The organism is Rhodococcus sp. NPDC003383 (assembly GCF_053589115.1).
The window spans coordinates 29,707-46,992 of sequence record NZ_JBSFRG010000040.1; the positions used below are offsets into that span (position 1 = coordinate 29,707).

Sequence of the window (17,286 nt, forward strand, 5' to 3'; positions counted from 1 at the left end):
ATCCGTATGCAGGAAGGGGGTCGTAGGGGCATCGTTGGACTCATGAACATCGACGACGCACGCGACGACGTGTACGGCGGTGAGTACAGCGTCGACGAGGACAATCAGCTTCAACCCGCGGACACGCTCGACGACCGCGGTGTCGCCGACATGCTCGACGAGGGCTATTCACCGCCCGAGCGACCGCTGGCGATGAACGCGACGGGAACGACCGGTGACGAGGTGCGCTACGGCGGCAGCCTCGCGCACCGGATCTCGGCCGAAGAACCGGACCCCGCGTTCGACACCTCCGAACCGGACGTCGACGCGGTGATACCGGGGCAGCGCTACATGGGTGAGGTCGGTGACCGACGCGCCGGCCGACTGGTCGCCCACGACGACGGACTCGGCGGCGACGAAGAATCCGAGCTGTGGGCCGGGGACGCCGGAATCGACGGGGGAGCGGCGTCGGCCGAGGAAGCCGCGGTTCACGTCATCGAAGAAGAGGAGTGATTTCGTACCAACCGGACTCCCACCGGTGGGTTGCGGGACCCTGCACGCGGAAGTCGTTCCGAAACGGTCGGTAAGACGTCACCATCAAGCACGAGGTGTTCAGCTTCCGCCCGTCGTGGACGACGGACATCAGCGTCGAGTACCAGGGTGGACGGGGCCAATTGAATACGATCTCGGCTACTGACCTCGCGCAGACTCGAAAGTCCTTGTCGGCCAGTGTGAGAGCCGGGATATGCCCGCGGCCGGGTAGCGGTGGTGCGACTGAGGAAAGACGATCTGCCACTCGGTCCTGTATTCGTCGACCAGGCGCTGCGCACTCTCATGGACAAGCTGATGCGTCGCGCAGTATCGGGTGGTGCGGCTTCGGTCGAGACGAATCGCGAGGTCCTGGGTGACGAGGTCCTGGTGATCTCGTCGACCTCGTCGGCGCGCACATCCACCTCTCGAGCTTCTCGAGGATTGAAGCCGACCGCGCCGGGCTATTCCTCCCCGCGGGGCCGACCACTTCGTGTCCCGTACGGAAGGAGATCAGCGTGGCCGAAGACAGCGCATCCGACAAGGCACGCCTCGGGTTGAAGCAGACCGTGGTCGGCAAGGCGAAGGAGGTCGCCGGAGCTCTGACCGGCAACGATTCCCTCACCACCGAAGGCCGCCTCGACCAGGAACAGGCCCGGCAGGCCAGGAAGGCCGACACCCTTTCCCACATGGCAGAGGCCGAGAGCGAGGAGGCGGTCGAACAACTCGACGCCGTGCGCGAAGCCGGACGGCAGGAACGTGAGGCCGTGCAGCACCGGACCGAGGCCGCGGAGTCGCAGGCCGAGCGAGAGGCACGGGTCCGCAAGCAGGCCGCCGAACTCGAATACCAGGAGAACGTGGTCCGGGCACAGTCCGACGCAGCCCGCCAGGCCACGGCTGCCGAGCAGCAGGCACGCCGCGAGGAGAACGCCCAGATCACGGATGCCGCTGCGGAGGTCGCAGCTGCCGACGAGAACCACCGTCGAGCCTCCCACGACGCCGAACGCGCACGTCTAGAGGCCGAAGAGGAACGCCGCAAGGCCGAAGCCCTCGATCGGTCGCTGACCGACGGGCCGGATCGCTGACGAACACCACCGACATTCCCTACCGGAGCTGTACCCCCATCGAAGTTGGAGATGTGCCGATGAACCTCACCACCGTGCCCAAGAGCGTCCTGCGACTGCAGTACATGATCGCCCGGTTCCCCCTCGGGTTGATCGAACAGCAGTTGCGGTTCTTCCTGCCCACCGACGCCCCGCCGCGCCTGATGTACGAGCGGGGGCTGGGCATGCTGGACGGCATCGTCGGCAGCGTGCTCGACGACCAGGAGATCGCCATGCGCGGGGCGCGCGCCACCGAACACGCCGACGCTGTGAAGCGCGCGGAGAAACTCGATGCCCAGGCCGAGGCCGAGAAGCGGGCCGCGGACGCCGAACTCCGTCGGATGCGTGAGCGGGCCGCCGCCGAGCAGGAAGCCGCACGGCGCGATCGTGAGGAGGAAGTCCAGCAGGCGCGAGAGCGTGCGCAGGAACGCGCGAAGCAGGCCGAGAAGGAAGCCGAGCAGAGGAAGGCCGCCGAGATCGCGAAGGCCGATCAGGAGGCCGCCGCGAAGCGTCGGGCCGCCGAGACGGCCAAGAAGAAGGAAGAAGAGCGCATCCGCAAGGCCGAGGAGGAGGCCGTCGAGCCCGTCAAGGTCTCCCTCAAGGATGCGGTCGCCAAGCAGCTCGAGGCGAAGGAGGCGGAGGAGCGCGCACACGATGCGGGCGAGGTTGCCGAGTACGAGAAGATCGAGCACAAGAATCCCTGAGTGCTTCGGCAGAGCCCTGAGTGCTAAGCGCCTCGGTAGACCCAGCGCACAGCCGACGAGACCCCGGTGCATCCTGTGCACCGGGGTCTCGTCCGTCGGAAGTAGCCGCGGATCAACAGCTTCCGCAGGCGACGCTCGAGCCCCGGGCCGCAGCCGCGCAAGTACCGGCCCGCGTTGTACCGGCAGGACCGCGTGAACAAGCTCGGCGCGCAGAGGGAGACGCCGGCGGAGCCGATCATCACCGACCGCGCCCCCGAAACCGCCACCCCAGCGAACGACCTCGACTGTGGTTCCGCCATACCGGCCGGCGGCGCGCGGTGACGGCAGGCCACCCGCGCCGCGTCGAGACCTCAGAGGAACGGGTTGCCCGACAGGTCCAGGACGAGTTTGCCGCGCGAGTGCTTGGCGTCAAGCAGGCGGTGCGCCGCCACGATGTCGGTGAACGGGACGGTCCGCACGGGCAAACGCAACGCGCCGTCGACGACGGCATGCACCAGTCGGTCGAGTCTCTCGGGTGACCGCTGCACCCGCACCAGGGGCACCCCGTGCGAGGTCGCGGTTTCCGGGACCAGGGTCACGGCCCGACCGCCGGACCGCCGCACGGCGGTGGCCACGTCCCCGGCCTCTCCGGTTCCTGCGAGGTCGATCGACACGGTGACCATTCCCGGTACGGCCTCTCGGATCCGGTCCGCGAGGCCGTCGCCGTAGACGACGGGCGTCGCGCCGAGGTCCCGCAGGTGGTCCTGGTTCGATTCGCCGGCGGTGCCCACCACCGTCACGCCGTCGGCGACCAGCAGCTGGGTCAGGACCGTCCCCACGCCACCAGCAGCGCCGTGCACCACCACGACGTCACCGGCTCGCGCATCGGTCGCCTCGATCGCCGTGACCGCGCTCTGACCGACGCCCGACAGTCCGCCTGCGACGGCCCAGTCCAGTGCGGCGGGCTTGTGCACGAGCCGGCCGGGTCGGTGTCGACGAGTTCGGCGTCGGCTCCGGGCGTGCCGAAGCCGATCACGTCGTCGCCGACCGTGTAGTCGCCGACGCCGGCACCGACGGCGACCACGGTGCCGGCGAACTCCGTGCCCGGCACGTGCGGGACCGCGCCACCGAACGCGCCGGAGCGGATGCGGGCGTCGACCGGGTTGAGCCCGCCGATTCGCACCGCCACCCGCACGACGCCGGGGGCGGGGGGCTCACCGACCGGCAGGTTCTCGATCCGGATGACGTCCGGCGGTCCGAATTTGCGCACCACGGCGGCGCGGTAGGTGGTCTGCGATGTGGTCATGGTCGACGTCCTCTCGGTCGGTGGCCGGTGGTCAGAGCGCGAAGACCGGTTCGTCACCGGCCAGGGCCCGGAACTCGTCGGCGTCGAGCCGGGACCGCCCGTACCTGCCGTGAACGTCGTTGAACCGTCCGCCGATCTCGAGGTCACGGGATCGGGAGATGTCACCGACCAGCCACGGCAGCCATCCCGTCTGCGCCAGCAACGGCCGGACGACCTCCGCGGTGGTCTCGGAATCCGCCAGGAAAGGCAGCACCGCGGGCGGGTCCTGGTCGGCGCCCTCGTTGACGAAAGCGGTCGCAAGATTCGAAAACGCCTTGGCATGGCCCGTTCCGGAAGGCAGCAGCGTGGCGACGAACTGACCGGCCGAACCCTCGCTCGGACGGCGCGGGACGATGCCGTGGGGTGTGACGTCGAGCGGGTTGGAAACGTCGAGCAGGACCTTTCCCTGCAGCGCCGCACCGAGGTTCCCGATGACCTCCCGCTGGGGCCGATCCCACAGCGTGGTCAGTGCCACCACCTGGCTGTGCGCAACCGAGGACACGAGGTCCGGCTCGACGGTGACGGTGGTTCCGGCGGCGGCAACCGCGCGGACGATCTCCGCCGCAGCGCGAGCCTTGGCCGGATTGTGGTGGTGGAGAGTGACATCCACGCCGTGGGACGCGAACAGTGCTGCAATGGCGGTGCCGTGACGACCGGGACCGATGACGACGATGGAGGGCATGAGGTGGCTCCTTGTTGTGCGCGGTTGTGCGCGTGGAGGGGGTGAGGTGTGCGGGGCCGGCGGTCAGCTGGGGTCCGTGCCGGACTGCTCGGCATCGTGACGCTCTCGGGCCTGGGCGACCCGCGGCGCAAGCTTCATCACCACGTAGACGAATTCACTTATCGCGGAACATATTTCGAAACCGATATCGGTCAGCGCGTATTCCTCGCGGCTGGCCGACCCGGGGACGGGGCGACGTTCGACGAGTCCGTCGCGCACGAACCGCTGCAGCGTCTGCGCGAGCATCCGGTCGTTGACACCGGCGACGCACCGTTTGATCTCGCTGTAGCGCATCGAACCCGAGCGCAGGGCGGTCAGGATCGACATCGCCCACACCCCGCCGACGGTCTCGAGTGCAGCGCGGATGCTCCCGGCGCCGTCGTGCAGGTCCTCGATCGCAACCAGTCGATCGTCACGTGCCTCGATACGTTCGACGACCTCGGCTGCACGGGCGGCCAGTTCGCCGTCCGTCGCCGATTGCGCCGACTCGTCGGCCGCTTCCCGTTCCGTCATGCTTCCTGTCTATCACTCTTGTTTCAAGAGCAATAGCGATTCACTCTTGAAATGAGAGTGATGTTCCTCTCACGGCGCTCTCCCATTTCGGCACGATTGCACCGGGGTCTCCTTCGTCGGAAATAGTCGCGGATCAGAGCGCGGATCGAAGTTGGGCACGACCGTCTTCGCCCACCGTTACAAACCGCCGAGTCCTTCGCGATCACCGCAGCGCCCATGATCACCAGCACGAGCGCCATTACCTGGTGATTGTTCACGCGGAGCCACTGCGAAAGGCGTCGAGCGGTTCGCGCAAGCGCTGCGCCGCGAGCGCGTACCCGAGGACGGGGATGAGCACGCTCGACGCCATCACCGTGAAGATCACCAGCGCCACCACGGCTTCGCCAGGGCCGAGCCCGCCGGTGCCGATCACCAGCCCGGCGGAGACGCGCGGCAGCAGGTTCTTCGGATTGACCGCCGAGAGTGCGACGCCGAGACCGGTGGCCTTCGGGAAGTTCAGCCGGTCGAGGGCCTGCATCCATTTCGGGACCGATGCGTCGCCGCGGGCGCGCCATTGCCTGCCCGCCAACACGATCAGCGGTACGCCGATGGCGACCTTGATCCTCGACACGGATCCGCTCGACCCGCCCGAATCCGAGGTGTCGAGGGTCCCGGACAGCAGCGCAACGATTCCCGTGGCCGCGAAGATTCCCACGACCCATCCCAGCCCGAATCCGGTGCCGGTGCTGCCGACGTTCTTCGACGGCAGCATCAAGATGGCGGCGACGATAGGGATCGGTGAGATCGCGACCCCGACCGCCAAGGGGAGAAACTCACCGATGACCGCCCCCATGGGCGGAGGCGATTGCACGGGTGCTTCAACCGCGAGATGCTGTATCTGCCCGGGTTCTAACGCTGAGAATCATGGTAGGCGGCAGCAAGTTTGGCTTCTGCGACTCGCAGGAGCGGACCGAGTGCCTCAGGCTCGATACCGAGGCACTGCGCGATCAGTGCATCGGCGACCTTTGCGTACCGGAGTCGCAGGGCCAGGGCATACGCGGCCGGGAGCTGCCGCAGCGCCTCTTCCCGCCGGTCACGCTCGGTGGTCATGCTCTCGAGCATCCGTCGGCTGCGACTGTTGGGAATAGGTAGTCGGCTACCCCTCTGTGCTCGCAGCGACGTGCTCGCAGCGACGGAAGCTCCCGAACGCACATAGCGGCTGCGTACTGCGGCACCCACCGATCGGTAGGTGGCATTGATGCCGCCGGACGCTGCTCGGTGAATCGACCGGCGGGTGGGACGCTCCGATTCTAGGATTCGTTCATGGGCGGGGTCTGGCCGCTGACCGGCCGAGCCGAGGAATTGCGGTTCGTCGAAGGTGCTCTGCGCCGGAAGAACGGGCCGCAGGGGGTGGTGCTCGCCGGCGCGGCGGGGGTCGGCAAGACCCGGCTGGCGCGGGAGGCGCTGGCGGTGGCGTCTCGACGCGGCGCGAAGGTCCGGTGGGTGCCGGCGACCGCGTCGGCGCGTGCGTTGCCGCTGGGCGCCTTCGCCGGGGTGCTGAACGTGACCGGGCCTGATTCCGGACTTCTGGTGCAGCGGGCCACCACGGCATTGCTCGACGGGGCAGGGCCAGGTGGGGTGGTGGTCGCTGTCGACGATGCGCACCTGCTCGATGACTTGTCCGCGCTGGTGGTGCAGCATCTGGCGGTGCAGAGAGCCGCGGCAGTGGTGGTGACGCTCCGCAGCGATGAGCCGACGCCGGATGCGGTGACCGCGTTGTGGAAGGACCGATACCTCGATCGGCTGGAGGTGCAGCCGCTGTCGGAGACGGAGACGGCGGTGCTGCTCGAGGCAGTGCTCGGCGGGCAGGTGGACACTGCCACCGCGGGACGACTGTTCGACCTGGCACGCGGCAGCGCGCTGTATCTGCGGCAGTTGGTCGACGGTGGTCTGCGGTCCGGTCGGCTGCGCCGGGTCGGTGGGGTGTGGCGGTGGGAAGGGCCCTCGGTGGTTTCGCAGTCGCTGGCCGAGCTGATCGAGACCCGGATGGGCTCGTTGCCGGAGCCGGTGCGGGAGGTCGTGGATCTGCTCGTGTTCGGGGAGCCGCTCCCTGTCTCCGTTCTCGGACGGCTGACCGACCCGGCTGTGGTCGAACAGGCGGAAATGTATGGCGTGGTGAGTGTGTCCGGTGAGGACGGATGTTTGCAGGCCCGTCTCGCGCATCCGCTGTACGGGGAAGTACGCAGGCGCCGCACCGGCCGGCTGCGCGCAGGGCACCTGTGCCGGCGTCTGGCTTCCGCCCTGGGAGCTGTCGACGAGTGCAGTACCGATGTGCTGCGTCGGGCGGTGCTGATGCTGGACGCGGTCACCGCGACCGAGGCCGAGGACGATGTGGATCCTGTGGTGTTCACTGCGGCCGCACAGCGATCACTGGAGTTGTGCGATCCGGAGTTGGCCGCGCGGCTGGCCGCCGTTGCGGTGCACGCCGGTGGCGGATTCGAGCCGCACTTCCTCCTCGTCTATGCCTTGTGTCTGGCCCGTCGAGGCGACGTAGCCGAAAGCGAGGCAGCGGAGCTGGCAGCACGTGCATCCAGTGATCCTCAGCGGGTCCAGGCAGCAATGGTGCGGGCGGCGAACCTGTTTTGGACGCTCGGCAGACCAGTCCAAGCGGCGGCCACGCTGGACGCGGTCGAGTCGACAGCGGCCGTGCTCGGTGTGGGTCCGGACCTGAAGGCTTTGCGCTCGGCGATCTACACCGAGCTGGGGCGACCTGCGTATGCGATCGAGGCGGCGACCGATGCCCTCCGCTCGGCCTCGATGTCAGACCCTTCGCGCATGATGGCCATCTGGGGTCTTGTCTTGGGACTCGCGATGGTCGGCCGTGTCGACGAGATCGAACCGCTGATGGAAAGTGCCGAGGATGCAGCGACCCGGACCGGTATCGGTCGCATCCTGATGCTCAATTTCTGGAACTTTCACCTCATCGCTCTCCGCCTGGGGGGATACCAGCACAAGGCTGAAGTTTTCGCGCAGGAACGGCGCGACCATCAGAGTCAGATGCAGGGCCACGGCCCCCTCGTGGCGGTGCTCCTACAGGGCCGCGCGGCGTTAGGACGCGGGAAGCTACGCCTCGCTCAGCAGCGGCTGCGGGAGGCATCGGCCGGTTTCGTGGCCAGCCGCCAGCTCGAGTGGGAATTCCTCTGCCGGCTGGATCTGACCCAGGCGCTGGCGATGTCCGGCGACGGGGCTGCCGTCGAACAGGAGTTGTCAGCATGCGAGGCGGCCATCCGCGACCAGTCAGTTTTCAGGACGATCCCGTGGATCCAGCCGGAAACCATCTTGACTCGGGCCTGGGTGGCGGCCGCCCAAGGCACGCTCAGCCGGGCCATCGTGCTGGCGCACGAAGCGGCCGATTTCACCCGGTCGTCGGGACAGTATGGGTATGAGGTTTATGCACTGCATACCGCGGTGTGTTTCGGTGACCGCACCGTTGCCGAACGGCTCGCCGAATTGGCCGAGGTTGTGGACGGGCCACGTGCTCCTGCCGCCGCTGCGCAGGCAGCTGCACTTGCCGCCGATGATGGTCACGCTCTCCTGGCTGCATCGGAGGAACTCGAGCGGATGGGTGATCTCCGTGCTGCTGCCGACGCTGCTGCCCAGGCCGCTGTCGCGCATACCAAACACGGTCTGCGCGGATCGGCGAACGTCGCCCTCGCCCGTGCGCATCGGTTGGCCGAGGAATGTGAGGGCGCCCGCACCCCCGCACTGTCAGAGGCAGACCGGCCGCTGCCGATCAGCGCGCGGCAGCGTGAGATTGCTGTTCTTGTGGCGCAGGGATTGTCCAACCAGCAGATCGCGGACCGTCTGACGATGTCGGTGCGGACCGTCGAAGGGCATATCTACCGTGCCGCCATCAAACTCGGTGTCACGACCCGAACCGAGCTTGCTGCCCTCGTTCAGGAGGAGCGGTCCCGCGGATGACAGGGGTCGGCAGTTCGAGCCCGTCACAGGGGATTCCACGTCGGGTAGGTGCTCGGCGGTCATATCGCCGGCAACGGCCGGCATGCCTTCGGTGGCTTGGGGATTCGGCTACCCCTCACTGCTGCGGCCCTCTGGGTTCTTGGTGCAACCCGGGGTGAGCCGACCGGTGGATCCGGCGCACAACACCGTCGGGTGCCCAGTTACCATGCGAGAAGGTGACTTTCGGAAGGAATCCGTTCCCGAAGTGTCGCGCAGCAAACTGGTGGTCTGCGGCGCAAGATGCGATCGCTGTTCCGTGGCGACCGAAGGGCCGGTCATCGCGCACCGTCGGGCGCGATGACCGGCGTCTTCGCCCGTGTCGCTGAAGCGATCGCGGACACGCCTGTGCGGGGTCGGTCGGTTCCGAGCATCAGCCATAGAACTAGCCGGTGCTGGATCGGATCTCGTCAGCTCAGCATGAAGAGTCCGTCCACGGTGCACTGTGTCAGGTCAGCTCGATGGTACGTCCCGCTGAGGGTGCCGATTCCGATTCCGTGGGTGGGTACCAAGATTCCACCGCCTGTGAGTTTTCCGGGCATGGCGCCGTCGAGACTTCCGGTGCCGATGGAGCTGACTTGTACGCTTGACAGAACGGCAAGCGGATCGGCGATCCAGATGCCGTCGGGTCGGGGCTCGGGGTGCTGGGCCCCTCCGGGGGCTCCCACGCACGAATTACGGGGCGTGCCAATGGGTGTGGTCGCGCTCGCGGGTCCCGCGGCAATCAGGCCGACCGCTGCGATGGCTGCGGTGGTCGAGGCTACGGTGGCGAAGATTTTCTTTCTCATGGTGATTCTCCGTGTCGGCCGAGGTTCGATCGAACCCCGGATGGGTCGTTGGGTACACGAAGAACGATGCGCGTCCACGCGGGGGTGGTTGTGAGTAGTGGACTACCTCATTTTACCGGGGCGCGGTCGGTGAGTACTTCACCTCGATGAAGTCTCGTGCGCCGAAAGGCTTTGCCGCCACGCGAGTGGCCTGCCTGTGTTCAGCCCGCGGATTGGTCACCCCATGTCGAGTCGACGACCGATGGGTAGTCCGTCATTTTCGTGATCGTCGACCTCGACGACGGGGCCGGAGAAGTACCCGCTCACCCTGCTTATCGCCGACCTAGTCTCCGATAAGCAGGGTGAGTAGCTGGTGCGGAGGGTCGAGAAGCAATTCCCAACATCCGAGGGACTCTTCTTAGTGCGCTCAGTGATTAGCTTGACTAGCTCGATCACGTCCAATGGAAGCAGATTGGGCCGACTATCGGATTCCCTTGCCAGTTCGGGGTTGGAGAAGGCAGTCTGCTCCAAAGTTGAGTAGATCGACCCCGGAGAGACTCATCATCGAGGGCCGACGTGTAGACGCCGATTGTCTTCAATTGGACGGCTGCAGTTCGGGTCGAAGACTTCGCTTTTCGATGTCGGGCAGCAATACCTGCAACGTAGGTGGCGGCGGCGATCTAGGGCAGTGGAGTAACCGACCGAAGGGCAGGACGTAACACGTTCGTGAAACTCGCGTCGAAACGGTGTTACAGCAGCGCCCTACGGTGATCCGGAAGTCGACGTGAGGAGCAGTGCGAGTGAAGGCCATCATCATCGGCGCCGGGATGGGCGGACTCAGTGCGGGAATCGCGTTGCGGCGCATCGGCTGGGATGTCGAGGTGTACGAGCAGGTGGTCGAGAACAAGCCGGTGGGCGCGGCGATCTCGTTGTGGTCCAACGGCGTCAAGTGCCTGAACTATCTGGGTCTCGAGAAGCAGATCGCCGCTCTCGGCGGGCAGATGGACACCATGGCCTACCGGGACGGGTTCACGGGCGAGACGATGACCGAGTTCAGTCTCCGGCCGGTCGTCGAGCAGACGGGTCAGCGGCCGTATCCGGTGTCGCGCGCCGAACTCCAGTCGATGCTCATGCACGAACTCGGCCTCGAACACATCCGGCTCGGGAAGCGCATGGTGGACATCGCCGACGACGGTGACTCCGTGACCGCGACCTTCGCGGACGGCAGCACCGCCACCGGCGACATCCTCATCGGCGCGGACGGCGCGAAGTCCCGCACCCGCGACTACGTGCTCGACGAACCCGTGGAGCGGCGCTACGCGGGATACGTCAACTTCAACGGCCTCGTCGACATCGACGAAACGATCGCCCCGGCCACCCAGTGGACGACCTACGTCGGCGACGGCAAGCGCGTGTCCCTGATGCCGATCGCCGGCGGGCGCTTCTACTTCTTCTTCGACGTCCCGCTGGCCGCCGGACTCGCCTACGACCGGTCGCAGGCGAAAGAGGTTCTCTCCGAGTGCTTCTCCGGATGGTCGCCGCAGGTGCACAAGCTCATCGGCATGCTCGATCCGCTCGCGGTCAACCGCGTCGAGATCTTCGACATCGACCCGTTCGACACGTGGGTGAGGGGCCGCGTCGCCCTGCTCGGCGACGCCGGGCACAACACCACACCCGACATCGGCCAGGGCGGCTGCTCGGCGATGGAGGACGCCGTCGTGCTGGCCATCGCGCTGCAGACCAACACGCTCGGCGTCGAGGACGCTTTGATCCGGTACCAGAACCGCAGAACCGCCCGCGCGGGTGATCTGGTGCTGCGCGCCCGCAAGCGCTGCGACGTCACCCACGCGAAGGATCCCGAGGTCACCCAGGCCTGGTACGACGAACTGCGCACCGAGGACGGCACCGGCATCATCCGCGGGATCGTGTCGAACATCGTCGGCAACCCGCTCGGCTGACGGGGGACCGGCCCCGGCCAGGTGCGCTACCTGGGATCGGCGCCCACCGTCAGCGGCAGCGAAGCGTCGGCGGTCCACGCGGTCAGCGATCCGTCGTACACGGCGACGTCGTCGCGCCCGGCCAGCGCGAGCGCATGCGCGACACCGGTCGCGGCGATGCCACCACCGCAGTACGTCACCGGGGTGATCCCCGGATCGAGCAGGCCGGCCTCCTCGAACAGCGCCCGCAACTCGGCGACCGGCCGCAGAATGCCCGTCTCCGGGTCCCGGATCCGCGCGACCGGCAGGTTGATGCTGCCGGGAATGTGGCCGGGGCGGGAGTAGGTGCTGGTGTCGCCGCGGTAGGTGGCGGGATCGAGGACGTTCACAAGGACCGTGTTGTCGTCGTCGATCGCGTCCCGCACCTGCTGCGTGGACCGGATCAGGTCGTCGCGGCGCCGGGCGGTGAAGGTCGCGGGGGTCGGCGAGACAGGAGTGTCGGTGACCGGCGCGCCGGCGGCCTTCCAGGCGGGCAGGCCGCCGTCGAGTACCGCGACGTCGTCGAATCCCTCGAGGCGGAGGTGCCACCAGAAGCGGGTCGCCCAGTAACCGTCGTGCTGGTCGTACACGACGACCCGAACGCCGTCGCCGATGCCGAGCGCGCCGGCGGCCGCCGCGAACCGCTCCGACGCGGGCGCCGTCCACGCCTCGGCGGAATCGGGATCGGCGAAGTCGGTGAGCAGATCCGCGAACACGGCACCGGGAATGTGCGCGGCATCGTAGGTGGCACGACCCGGTTCGACCGAGTACGGCCCGTCCTTCGGCAGGGTCAGATGGGTGCTCGAGTCGACGACGACGAGCGTGGGGTCGTCGAGGTGGTCGCGAAGCCACTCGACCGAGACGATGTCCGGGAACTGCTGACCCATTGATGACCTCCGGGGATGCGGGAACGGGTGGCGGCGAGCCTATCGGCCTGCCGCCAGCCGCGACGAGGGTAACGCTCACGGTGAGCGAATCGTCGTCGGTCAACTCCACAGTGTTCAGGTGACGGCAGCACTCGAATCCGTGGCCGGCCGTATGTTCTGGTTGATGTGGAACACGTTGTCCGGGTCGTAGCGGCCCTTGACGGCGGCGAGTCGGTCGTAGTTGCCGCGATACGACGCCCGCACCCGGTCCTGGCCTTCCTCCATCAGGAAGTTGACGTAGGCGCCGCCCGCCGACGTCGGGTGCAGGGCGTCCCAGTAGTCGCGGGCCCACTGCGAGATGAGTTCCGCATTGGCCGGGTCGGGATCCACACCCACGATGACTCCCGCCCACCCGCCGTCCCGGTAGGAGAACGGGGTGGCGTTCTCGGGCACGCGCGCGGCGGCGCCGTCGATCGGATACAGGTGCATGGTGGAATGTCCCGTGGGCGGTGACGCACCGAATCGGCAGTGGACGTCGATCGCGGCGTCGGAGATCTCGTTGAAGAAATCGGCCCGCCAATACCATTGCAGCCCAGAGGGATACAGACCGTCGAATGCGCTCTGCAGTACGGTGAACGGCATGTCGTGCAGGCCGATCAGCATCGGCGATCCGAACGCCTTGATCGGTTCGAGCACCTCGTCGGCGCGGTCGTGCGGGCCCGTGTAGCACCAGACGATCGCGCAGGCCCCGCGTCCCCACAGTTCCTCGGGGAACGGCGCTGCGGGCGGCACCGTGATCAGGCCGATCCAGCCGCTCAACTCCTCCGGCAACGACGGCAGCAGTTCGCGGTACCAGCGCATCACGTCGGCGGTGTCGGCGACGTCGTAGAGCACCGGCCCGCCGATGATCGTGCCGTGCTCGCCGATGTCGTGGCAGCGGAACGTGAACGAGGTGACGATCCCGAAGTTCCCGCCCCCGCCGCGCAGGGCCCAGAACAGGTCGCTGTGCGAATTCTCGCTTGCCTTCACGAAGGATCCGTCGGCGAGCACGACATCGGCTTCGAGCAGGTTGTCCACCGTGAGGCCGAACCGGCGGGTCAGGTAGCCGATGCCGCCGCCGAGCGTCAGACCGGCCACCCCGGTGGATGCGAGGAACCCGGACGGCGTGGCCATCCCGAACCCGACCGTCGCATGGTCGACGTCGCCCCACACGCATCCCGCGTCCGTCCGGACGGTGTGCTGTTCCGGATCGACGGTGGTGCTGCGCAACGCCGACAGGTCCACGACCAGCGCGCCGTCCCACACGCCGAGCCCGGCCGCGTTGTGCCCACCGCCGCGGACCGCGAGCTCGAGGCCCCGTTCCCGGGCGAACCGGACGCAGGCGATGACGTCGACGGTGTCGCGGCACCGTGCGATCGCAGCGGGCCGTTTGTCGATCATCGCGTTGTAGACGGCACGGGCCTGGTCGTAGCCCGGGTCCGTCGGGGTGATCAGTTCCCCGCGCAGCCCCGCGGCCAGGTCGTCGAACGAGGTGCCGGTGGGGGTGGCTGTCGTGGTCATCGCGAACTCCTCTCGCGTGTTTCTCATGCTGCTTCCGACGGTAGGAAGGCGGCGTTCGCGCAGCGTTCGCCCGGCACGCGCCGGTCAGTGCGAGGGCGGAACGCCGAGGCCGACGAGGTCGCGGTCGCAGCGACGCACCAGGGCGACGCTGCCGTGCTCGCCCGCCAACCTCGCCGCAGCACGCAGTCGCGCCACGGCGTCCGGGGGAGCGTCGTATGCGGCGCGCATCCGCATCACCTCCGGCAGCCACCACCGGTCGTCGCGTGCCCGGGCGGCGACCGTCGCCGCGTCGAGGGTCGCGCGCGCGTCGCCGGGCCTCTCGCGGTACAGGTCCGCCAGCAGCGTCAGCCAGTACGGCATCCGGGCGAAGGAACCTGCCGCCCGCAGGTTGGCGATCCCGCGCCGGACCGTGCCGATGCCGTCACCGCCGGTCCGGGACCAGCCGTCGAGGATCAGTCCCCATTCCCGGTAGTACGCGAAGTCGTACCGGTCGCACAGTTCCCGCAGTTCGGTGACCGTCTCGCGCAACTCGGGCCGGTCCCCGCACAACTGCCGGGTGACCGCGCCGTACGCGAGCGCGATGGTCAGGACGAATGGGTCCTCGCTGCGGCGGGCCAGCGTGATCGCCTCCCGGCAGCGCGTGCGCGCGGCGTCGTCGTCGCCGAGCAGCCAGTGCGCATGTGCCGCCCACGCGCAGCCGTGCACGTCCGGGCGGGTGCCGACGGTCCACGAATGCGCGCCTGCGGTGAGTTCGGCGGCCAGCGCGAAATGCCCCAGCGCCTCGGCCGGCCGGCCGAGACTCACCGCGGAGCCCGCGTACGCGAAGTGCGCCGACCCGCACAGTTCGGTTCCGGGTTCCACCAGTGTCAATGCGCGCGTGACCGCCCGATGCGCTCCGGCGGTGTCGCCCTGGACGAACCGCGACGACCAGAGCCCGACGAGACCGACGATCGTCGACTCCGTGCGGCCCAGCGTGTCGGCGAGCTCGATCGAACGTTCGAGGGTGTGCTGCAGTTCGGGGGACGAATAGCCGTAGCGGGCGTTGAGCGGTGCCGCCAGTGCCTCGAGGATTGTGAGTTCCTGTGCGGCGGCACCGCTTCCCGGATGCTCGCGCACCAGGGTGAGAGCGTGCCGATGCAGCCGGACCGCGTCGGCATATGCGAACCTGCGGGTCGCGATCTCGGCCGCCCGCCGGTAGTACGGCACCGCCCGATCCGGGCGCCCACCGCGGGCGTACTGCTCGGCGAGTTGAGCCGACACCGGATCGGTGTCGTCGCGGTGCAGCAATTCGAGTGCCTGGGCGAGCCGCCGGTGCAGCAGCCAGCGTTGCGGCGGCCCGACCGTCGCGTACGCGGCCTCGCGCAGCAGGTCGTGGGCGAAGTCGTAACCGTCGCGGAACTCGGTGACGATGCGCCGGCGCCACAGTTCGTCGACGGCCTGTACCACCGCGACCGCCCCGAGATCGCTTGCCGTGGTGAGCAAGTCGAGCGTGAAATCGCGTCCGACCGCGGCGGCCAGGCCCGCCACCTCCCGCGCAGCCGGACTCGACTGCTCCACGCGGTGGTGCAGCACCGACGACAGACCGTCCACCGTGAGCGCGTCGTCCCCGTCGGTCGCGGACCGCATCGCTTCGACGATGTACAACGGGAAGCCCCCGGTCGCCGTGTGGAGTAGCCGCCGCTCCTCGATGGTGCGCGATCGTCCACCGATCGCTTCGGCCAGGCGGGTGCTGTCCGCTTCGTCCAGGGGGCTCAGCCGCAGTTCCGTCACCGTGCCCGACGAGGCCAGTCCGGTCGCCCATTCGGTGACGGCGGCCGCGCTCTCCGAGCTGTCGTCCCGCGCGGCCGCCGCGACCAGCAGGGGAGCGTCGGGCGTCAAGCCCAGGCAGAACGCGAGAAACAGCAGTGTCTCCCGGTCGCACCACTGCATGTTGTCCAGGGTCAGCAGAATCGGGCGACCGTCGCCGACGAGGCCGCGGGCGAGTCCCTCGAAGAAACGATGCCGCTGCCAGGCGTCGGCCGATGCCCCGACCCCGCGTTCGGGGCGAGTCTCGCGCACACGATCCGTGTCGGCCTCGGGGGACGGCACGAGCCGTTCGACCTCGGCCCGCCATACCCGGGCGAGTCCCGATCGGCCCGCCGCGACCGCGGGGTCGCGCAACCAGTCGGCCACGGGTGCCAGCGCCAGCCCGGCGGAGGTTGCGAAGCAGCGGCTGTGTGCCACCGTCGCGCCACCGGCCTGCGCGATGTGCGCGATCTCGGTGAGCAGCCGGGTCTTTCCGACGCCCGCCCCGCCGCGGATGAGGATCGCGCCCGGTCGACCGGACGCCGCGCGCTGCCAGGCGGTGGCGAGACGGTCGATCTCGCGGGACCGCCCGACCAGTTCGACGGTCGTGGACCCGGTGCGGACCGGGAGCCTCCGGCCGGGTGCGGTACCGAGAACCTGTTCGACGAGGGCGCGCGTCTGCGGATCGGGGAGGACACCGAGTTCACGTTCGAGCAGCGGCGCGCAGCGGTGATAGGTACCGGCGGCGCCGGCCCGATCCCCGGTCTCGGCCTGCAGACGCATCAGGTTGCGATAGCCGACCTCCTCGAGCGGAGCGAGCCGGACGCGACGACGCGCGACCTCGATCGCCCCGGCGGGATCGCCCGTGCGGGTGAGGGCGCCGGACAGCAGATCGCACAGCTCCACGCATCGTCGTTCGCGATCGGATCGGATCTCGAGTGCCCAGTCGTCGAACACGCCGGGCAGGAACTCGCCGCCGTATGCGTCCAGCGCCTGCCACGCGTGGGTGACGAGAGCACGGTCGTCACCGGACCGCGCCGCCCGCAGCGCCGCCGCGCGTTCGGTGTCGAAGACACGCAGGTCGGCGCTGCTCGACGGGGTGTCGGTCCAGCACAGATCCTTCGCCGTCACCGTGAGTGACGGCTCGTCGCCCAGCGCCTGCCGCAGATGGTGGAGTTCGCGTCGCAGGTTGGTCAGGGATTGCCCGTCGGTGGAATCCGGCCAGAACAGGGTCGCGAGCCGCTGCCGGGGCTGCGGCGTACGGGCGTGGGCGACCAGGAACGCGACGAGCGCGAGCGCGCGCGGCGACCGGGTCACCACGGCCCCGGTCGCATCGTCGGTGATCGCCTGTTCGCCCAGGACGGAGACGCGCAGCATGCCTTGTTGCTCCCGAGATCAGGTTAGTCCCCGTTCCCGGTCCGGTCGTCGCGCCGACGCCGTGTGGCCTCGGGGTGAATCCCCGAC

General features: G+C 68.5%; 15 protein-coding genes. 6 read left to right on the top strand and 9 right to left on the bottom strand.

The genetic code is table 11. The annotated features are described in order from the left end of the window. The first annotated feature begins 42 nt into the window (after positions 1–42). The 4 genes from ACWDTS_RS25385 to ACWDTS_RS25400 all read left to right on the top strand — a co-directional run bounded on the left by ACWDTS_RS25385 (position 43) and on the right by ACWDTS_RS25400 (position 2,635). Positions 43–492 carry a DUF5709 domain-containing protein gene (locus ACWDTS_RS25385; RefSeq protein ID WP_450119251.1) on the top strand — a complete coding sequence of 150 codons (450 nt, stop codon included), beginning with the start codon at positions 43–45 and terminating at the stop codon, positions 490–492. Between the two features lie 533 nt (positions 493–1,025). Further along, positions 1,026–1,592: a CsbD family protein gene (locus ACWDTS_RS25390; RefSeq protein WP_450119252.1), complete on the top strand. Its 567-nt coding sequence runs from the start codon at positions 1,026–1,028 to the stop codon at positions 1,590–1,592. A gap of 59 nt (positions 1,593–1,651) precedes the next feature. Then, positions 1,652–2,314 (top strand): IF2 family translation initiation factor, encoded by a 663-nt coding sequence (locus ACWDTS_RS25395; protein WP_450119253.1) that lies wholly within the window; start codon positions 1,652–1,654, stop codon positions 2,312–2,314. A gap of 192 nt (positions 2,315–2,506) precedes the next feature. Beyond that, positions 2,507–2,635: a hypothetical protein gene (locus ACWDTS_RS25400; protein WP_450119254.1), complete on the top strand. Its 129-nt coding sequence runs from the start codon at positions 2,507–2,509 to the stop codon at positions 2,633–2,635. Positions 2,636–2,664: 29 nt separating this feature from the next. Here the strand turns inward: ACWDTS_RS25400 and ACWDTS_RS25405 are convergent, their stop codons facing one another. From ACWDTS_RS25405 to ACWDTS_RS25430, 6 genes are all read right to left on the bottom strand, one after another. Then, the gene (locus ACWDTS_RS25405) at positions 2,665–3,132 is read right to left on the bottom strand and encodes a zinc-binding dehydrogenase (RefSeq protein ID WP_450119255.1); all 468 of its coding nucleotides are present in this window, start codon (positions 3,130–3,132) and stop codon (positions 2,665–2,667) included. Further along, positions 3,117–3,599 (bottom strand): alcohol dehydrogenase catalytic domain-containing protein, encoded by a 483-nt coding sequence (locus ACWDTS_RS25410; RefSeq protein WP_450119256.1) that lies wholly within the window; start codon positions 3,597–3,599, stop codon positions 3,117–3,119. The genes ACWDTS_RS25405 and ACWDTS_RS25410 overlap by 16 nt, the downstream gene beginning before the upstream one ends. A 31-nt stretch (positions 3,600–3,630) precedes the next feature. After that, positions 3,631–4,320 carry an NADPH-dependent F420 reductase gene (locus ACWDTS_RS25415; protein WP_197255608.1) on the bottom strand — a complete coding sequence of 230 codons (690 nt, stop codon included), beginning with the start codon at positions 4,318–4,320 and terminating at the stop codon, positions 3,631–3,633. A 63-nt stretch (positions 4,321–4,383) separates the two neighbouring features. Continuing rightward, entirely contained in the window at positions 4,384–4,872 is a 489-nt protein-coding gene (locus tag ACWDTS_RS25420) for a winged helix-turn-helix transcriptional regulator (protein ID WP_450119257.1), read from the bottom strand. A 253-nt stretch (positions 4,873–5,125) separates the two neighbouring features. Beyond that, complete coding sequence (locus tag ACWDTS_RS25425; RefSeq protein WP_450111120.1) at positions 5,126–5,704, bottom strand: GAP family protein; 579 nt, start codon at positions 5,702–5,704, stop codon at positions 5,126–5,128. 56 nt (positions 5,705–5,760) lie between these two features. Continuing rightward, positions 5,761–5,961, bottom strand: a complete 201-nt coding sequence (locus ACWDTS_RS25430) for a hypothetical protein (protein ID WP_450111119.1) — start codon at positions 5,959–5,961, stop codon at positions 5,761–5,763. A gap of 213 nt (positions 5,962–6,174) precedes the next feature. Between ACWDTS_RS25430 and ACWDTS_RS25435 the strand changes: the two genes are divergently transcribed. Together ACWDTS_RS25435 and hpxO are read left to right on the top strand one after the other, a co-directional pair. After that, a complete protein-coding gene (locus ACWDTS_RS25435) occupies positions 6,175–8,832 on the top strand; it encodes a LuxR C-terminal-related transcriptional regulator (protein ID WP_450111118.1) in 2,658 nt (885 codons plus the stop codon). A 1,603-nt stretch (positions 8,833–10,435) separates the two neighbouring features. Continuing rightward, positions 10,436–11,593: an FAD-dependent urate hydroxylase HpxO gene (hpxO, locus tag ACWDTS_RS25440; protein ID WP_450119258.1), complete on the top strand. Its 1,158-nt coding sequence runs from the start codon at positions 10,436–10,438 to the stop codon at positions 11,591–11,593. A gap of 26 nt (positions 11,594–11,619) precedes the next feature. Here the strand turns inward: hpxO and ACWDTS_RS25445 are convergent, their stop codons facing one another. The 3 genes from ACWDTS_RS25445 to ACWDTS_RS25455 form a co-directional block, all read right to left on the bottom strand. Continuing rightward, entirely contained in the window at positions 11,620–12,498 is an 879-nt protein-coding gene (locus tag ACWDTS_RS25445) for a sulfurtransferase (RefSeq protein WP_450111116.1), read from the bottom strand. A 114-nt stretch (positions 12,499–12,612) separates the two neighbouring features. Then, the gene (locus tag ACWDTS_RS25450) at positions 12,613–14,037 is read right to left on the bottom strand and encodes an FAD-binding oxidoreductase (RefSeq protein WP_450111115.1); all 1,425 of its coding nucleotides are present in this window, start codon (positions 14,035–14,037) and stop codon (positions 12,613–12,615) included. Positions 14,038–14,121: 84 nt separating this feature from the next. Continuing rightward, a complete protein-coding gene (locus tag ACWDTS_RS25455) occupies positions 14,122–17,199 on the bottom strand; it encodes an AAA family ATPase (protein WP_450119259.1) in 3,078 nt (1,025 codons plus the stop codon). Between the last annotated feature and the right edge of the window lie 87 nt (positions 17,200–17,286).

Excerpts from the sequence above, each read along its gene's own strand:
- ACWDTS_RS25385 (WP_450119251.1), top strand. The coding sequence starts at position 43 with ATGAACATCGACGACGCACGCGACGACGTGTACGGCGGTGAGTACAGC.
- ACWDTS_RS25395 (WP_450119253.1), top strand. The coding sequence starts at position 1,652 with ATGAACCTCACCACCGTGCCCAAGAGCGTCCTGCGACTGCAGTACATG.
- ACWDTS_RS25410 (WP_450119256.1), bottom strand. The coding sequence starts at position 3,599 with ATGACCACATCGCAGACCACCTACCGCGCCGCCGTGGTGCGCAAATTC.
- ACWDTS_RS25415 (WP_197255608.1), bottom strand. The coding sequence starts at position 4,320 with ATGCCCTCCATCGTCGTCATCGGTCCCGGTCGTCACGGCACCGCCATT.
- ACWDTS_RS25420 (WP_450119257.1), bottom strand. The coding sequence starts at position 4,872 with ATGACGGAACGGGAAGCGGCCGACGAGTCGGCGCAATCGGCGACGGAC.
- ACWDTS_RS25425 (WP_450111120.1), bottom strand. The coding sequence starts at position 5,704 with ATGGGGGCGGTCATCGGTGAGTTTCTCCCCTTGGCGGTCGGGGTCGCG.
- ACWDTS_RS25430 (WP_450111119.1), bottom strand. The coding sequence starts at position 5,961 with ATGACCACCGAGCGTGACCGGCGGGAAGAGGCGCTGCGGCAGCTCCCG.
- ACWDTS_RS25435 (WP_450111118.1), top strand. The coding sequence starts at position 6,175 with ATGGGCGGGGTCTGGCCGCTGACCGGCCGAGCCGAGGAATTGCGGTTC.
- ACWDTS_RS25445 (WP_450111116.1), bottom strand. The coding sequence starts at position 12,498 with ATGGGTCAGCAGTTCCCGGACATCGTCTCGGTCGAGTGGCTTCGCGAC.
- ACWDTS_RS25450 (WP_450111115.1), bottom strand. The coding sequence starts at position 14,037 with ATGACCACGACAGCCACCCCCACCGGCACCTCGTTCGACGACCTGGCC.
- ACWDTS_RS25455 (WP_450119259.1), bottom strand. The coding sequence starts at position 17,199 with ATGCTGCGCGTCTCCGTCCTGGGCGAACAGGCGATCACCGACGATGCG.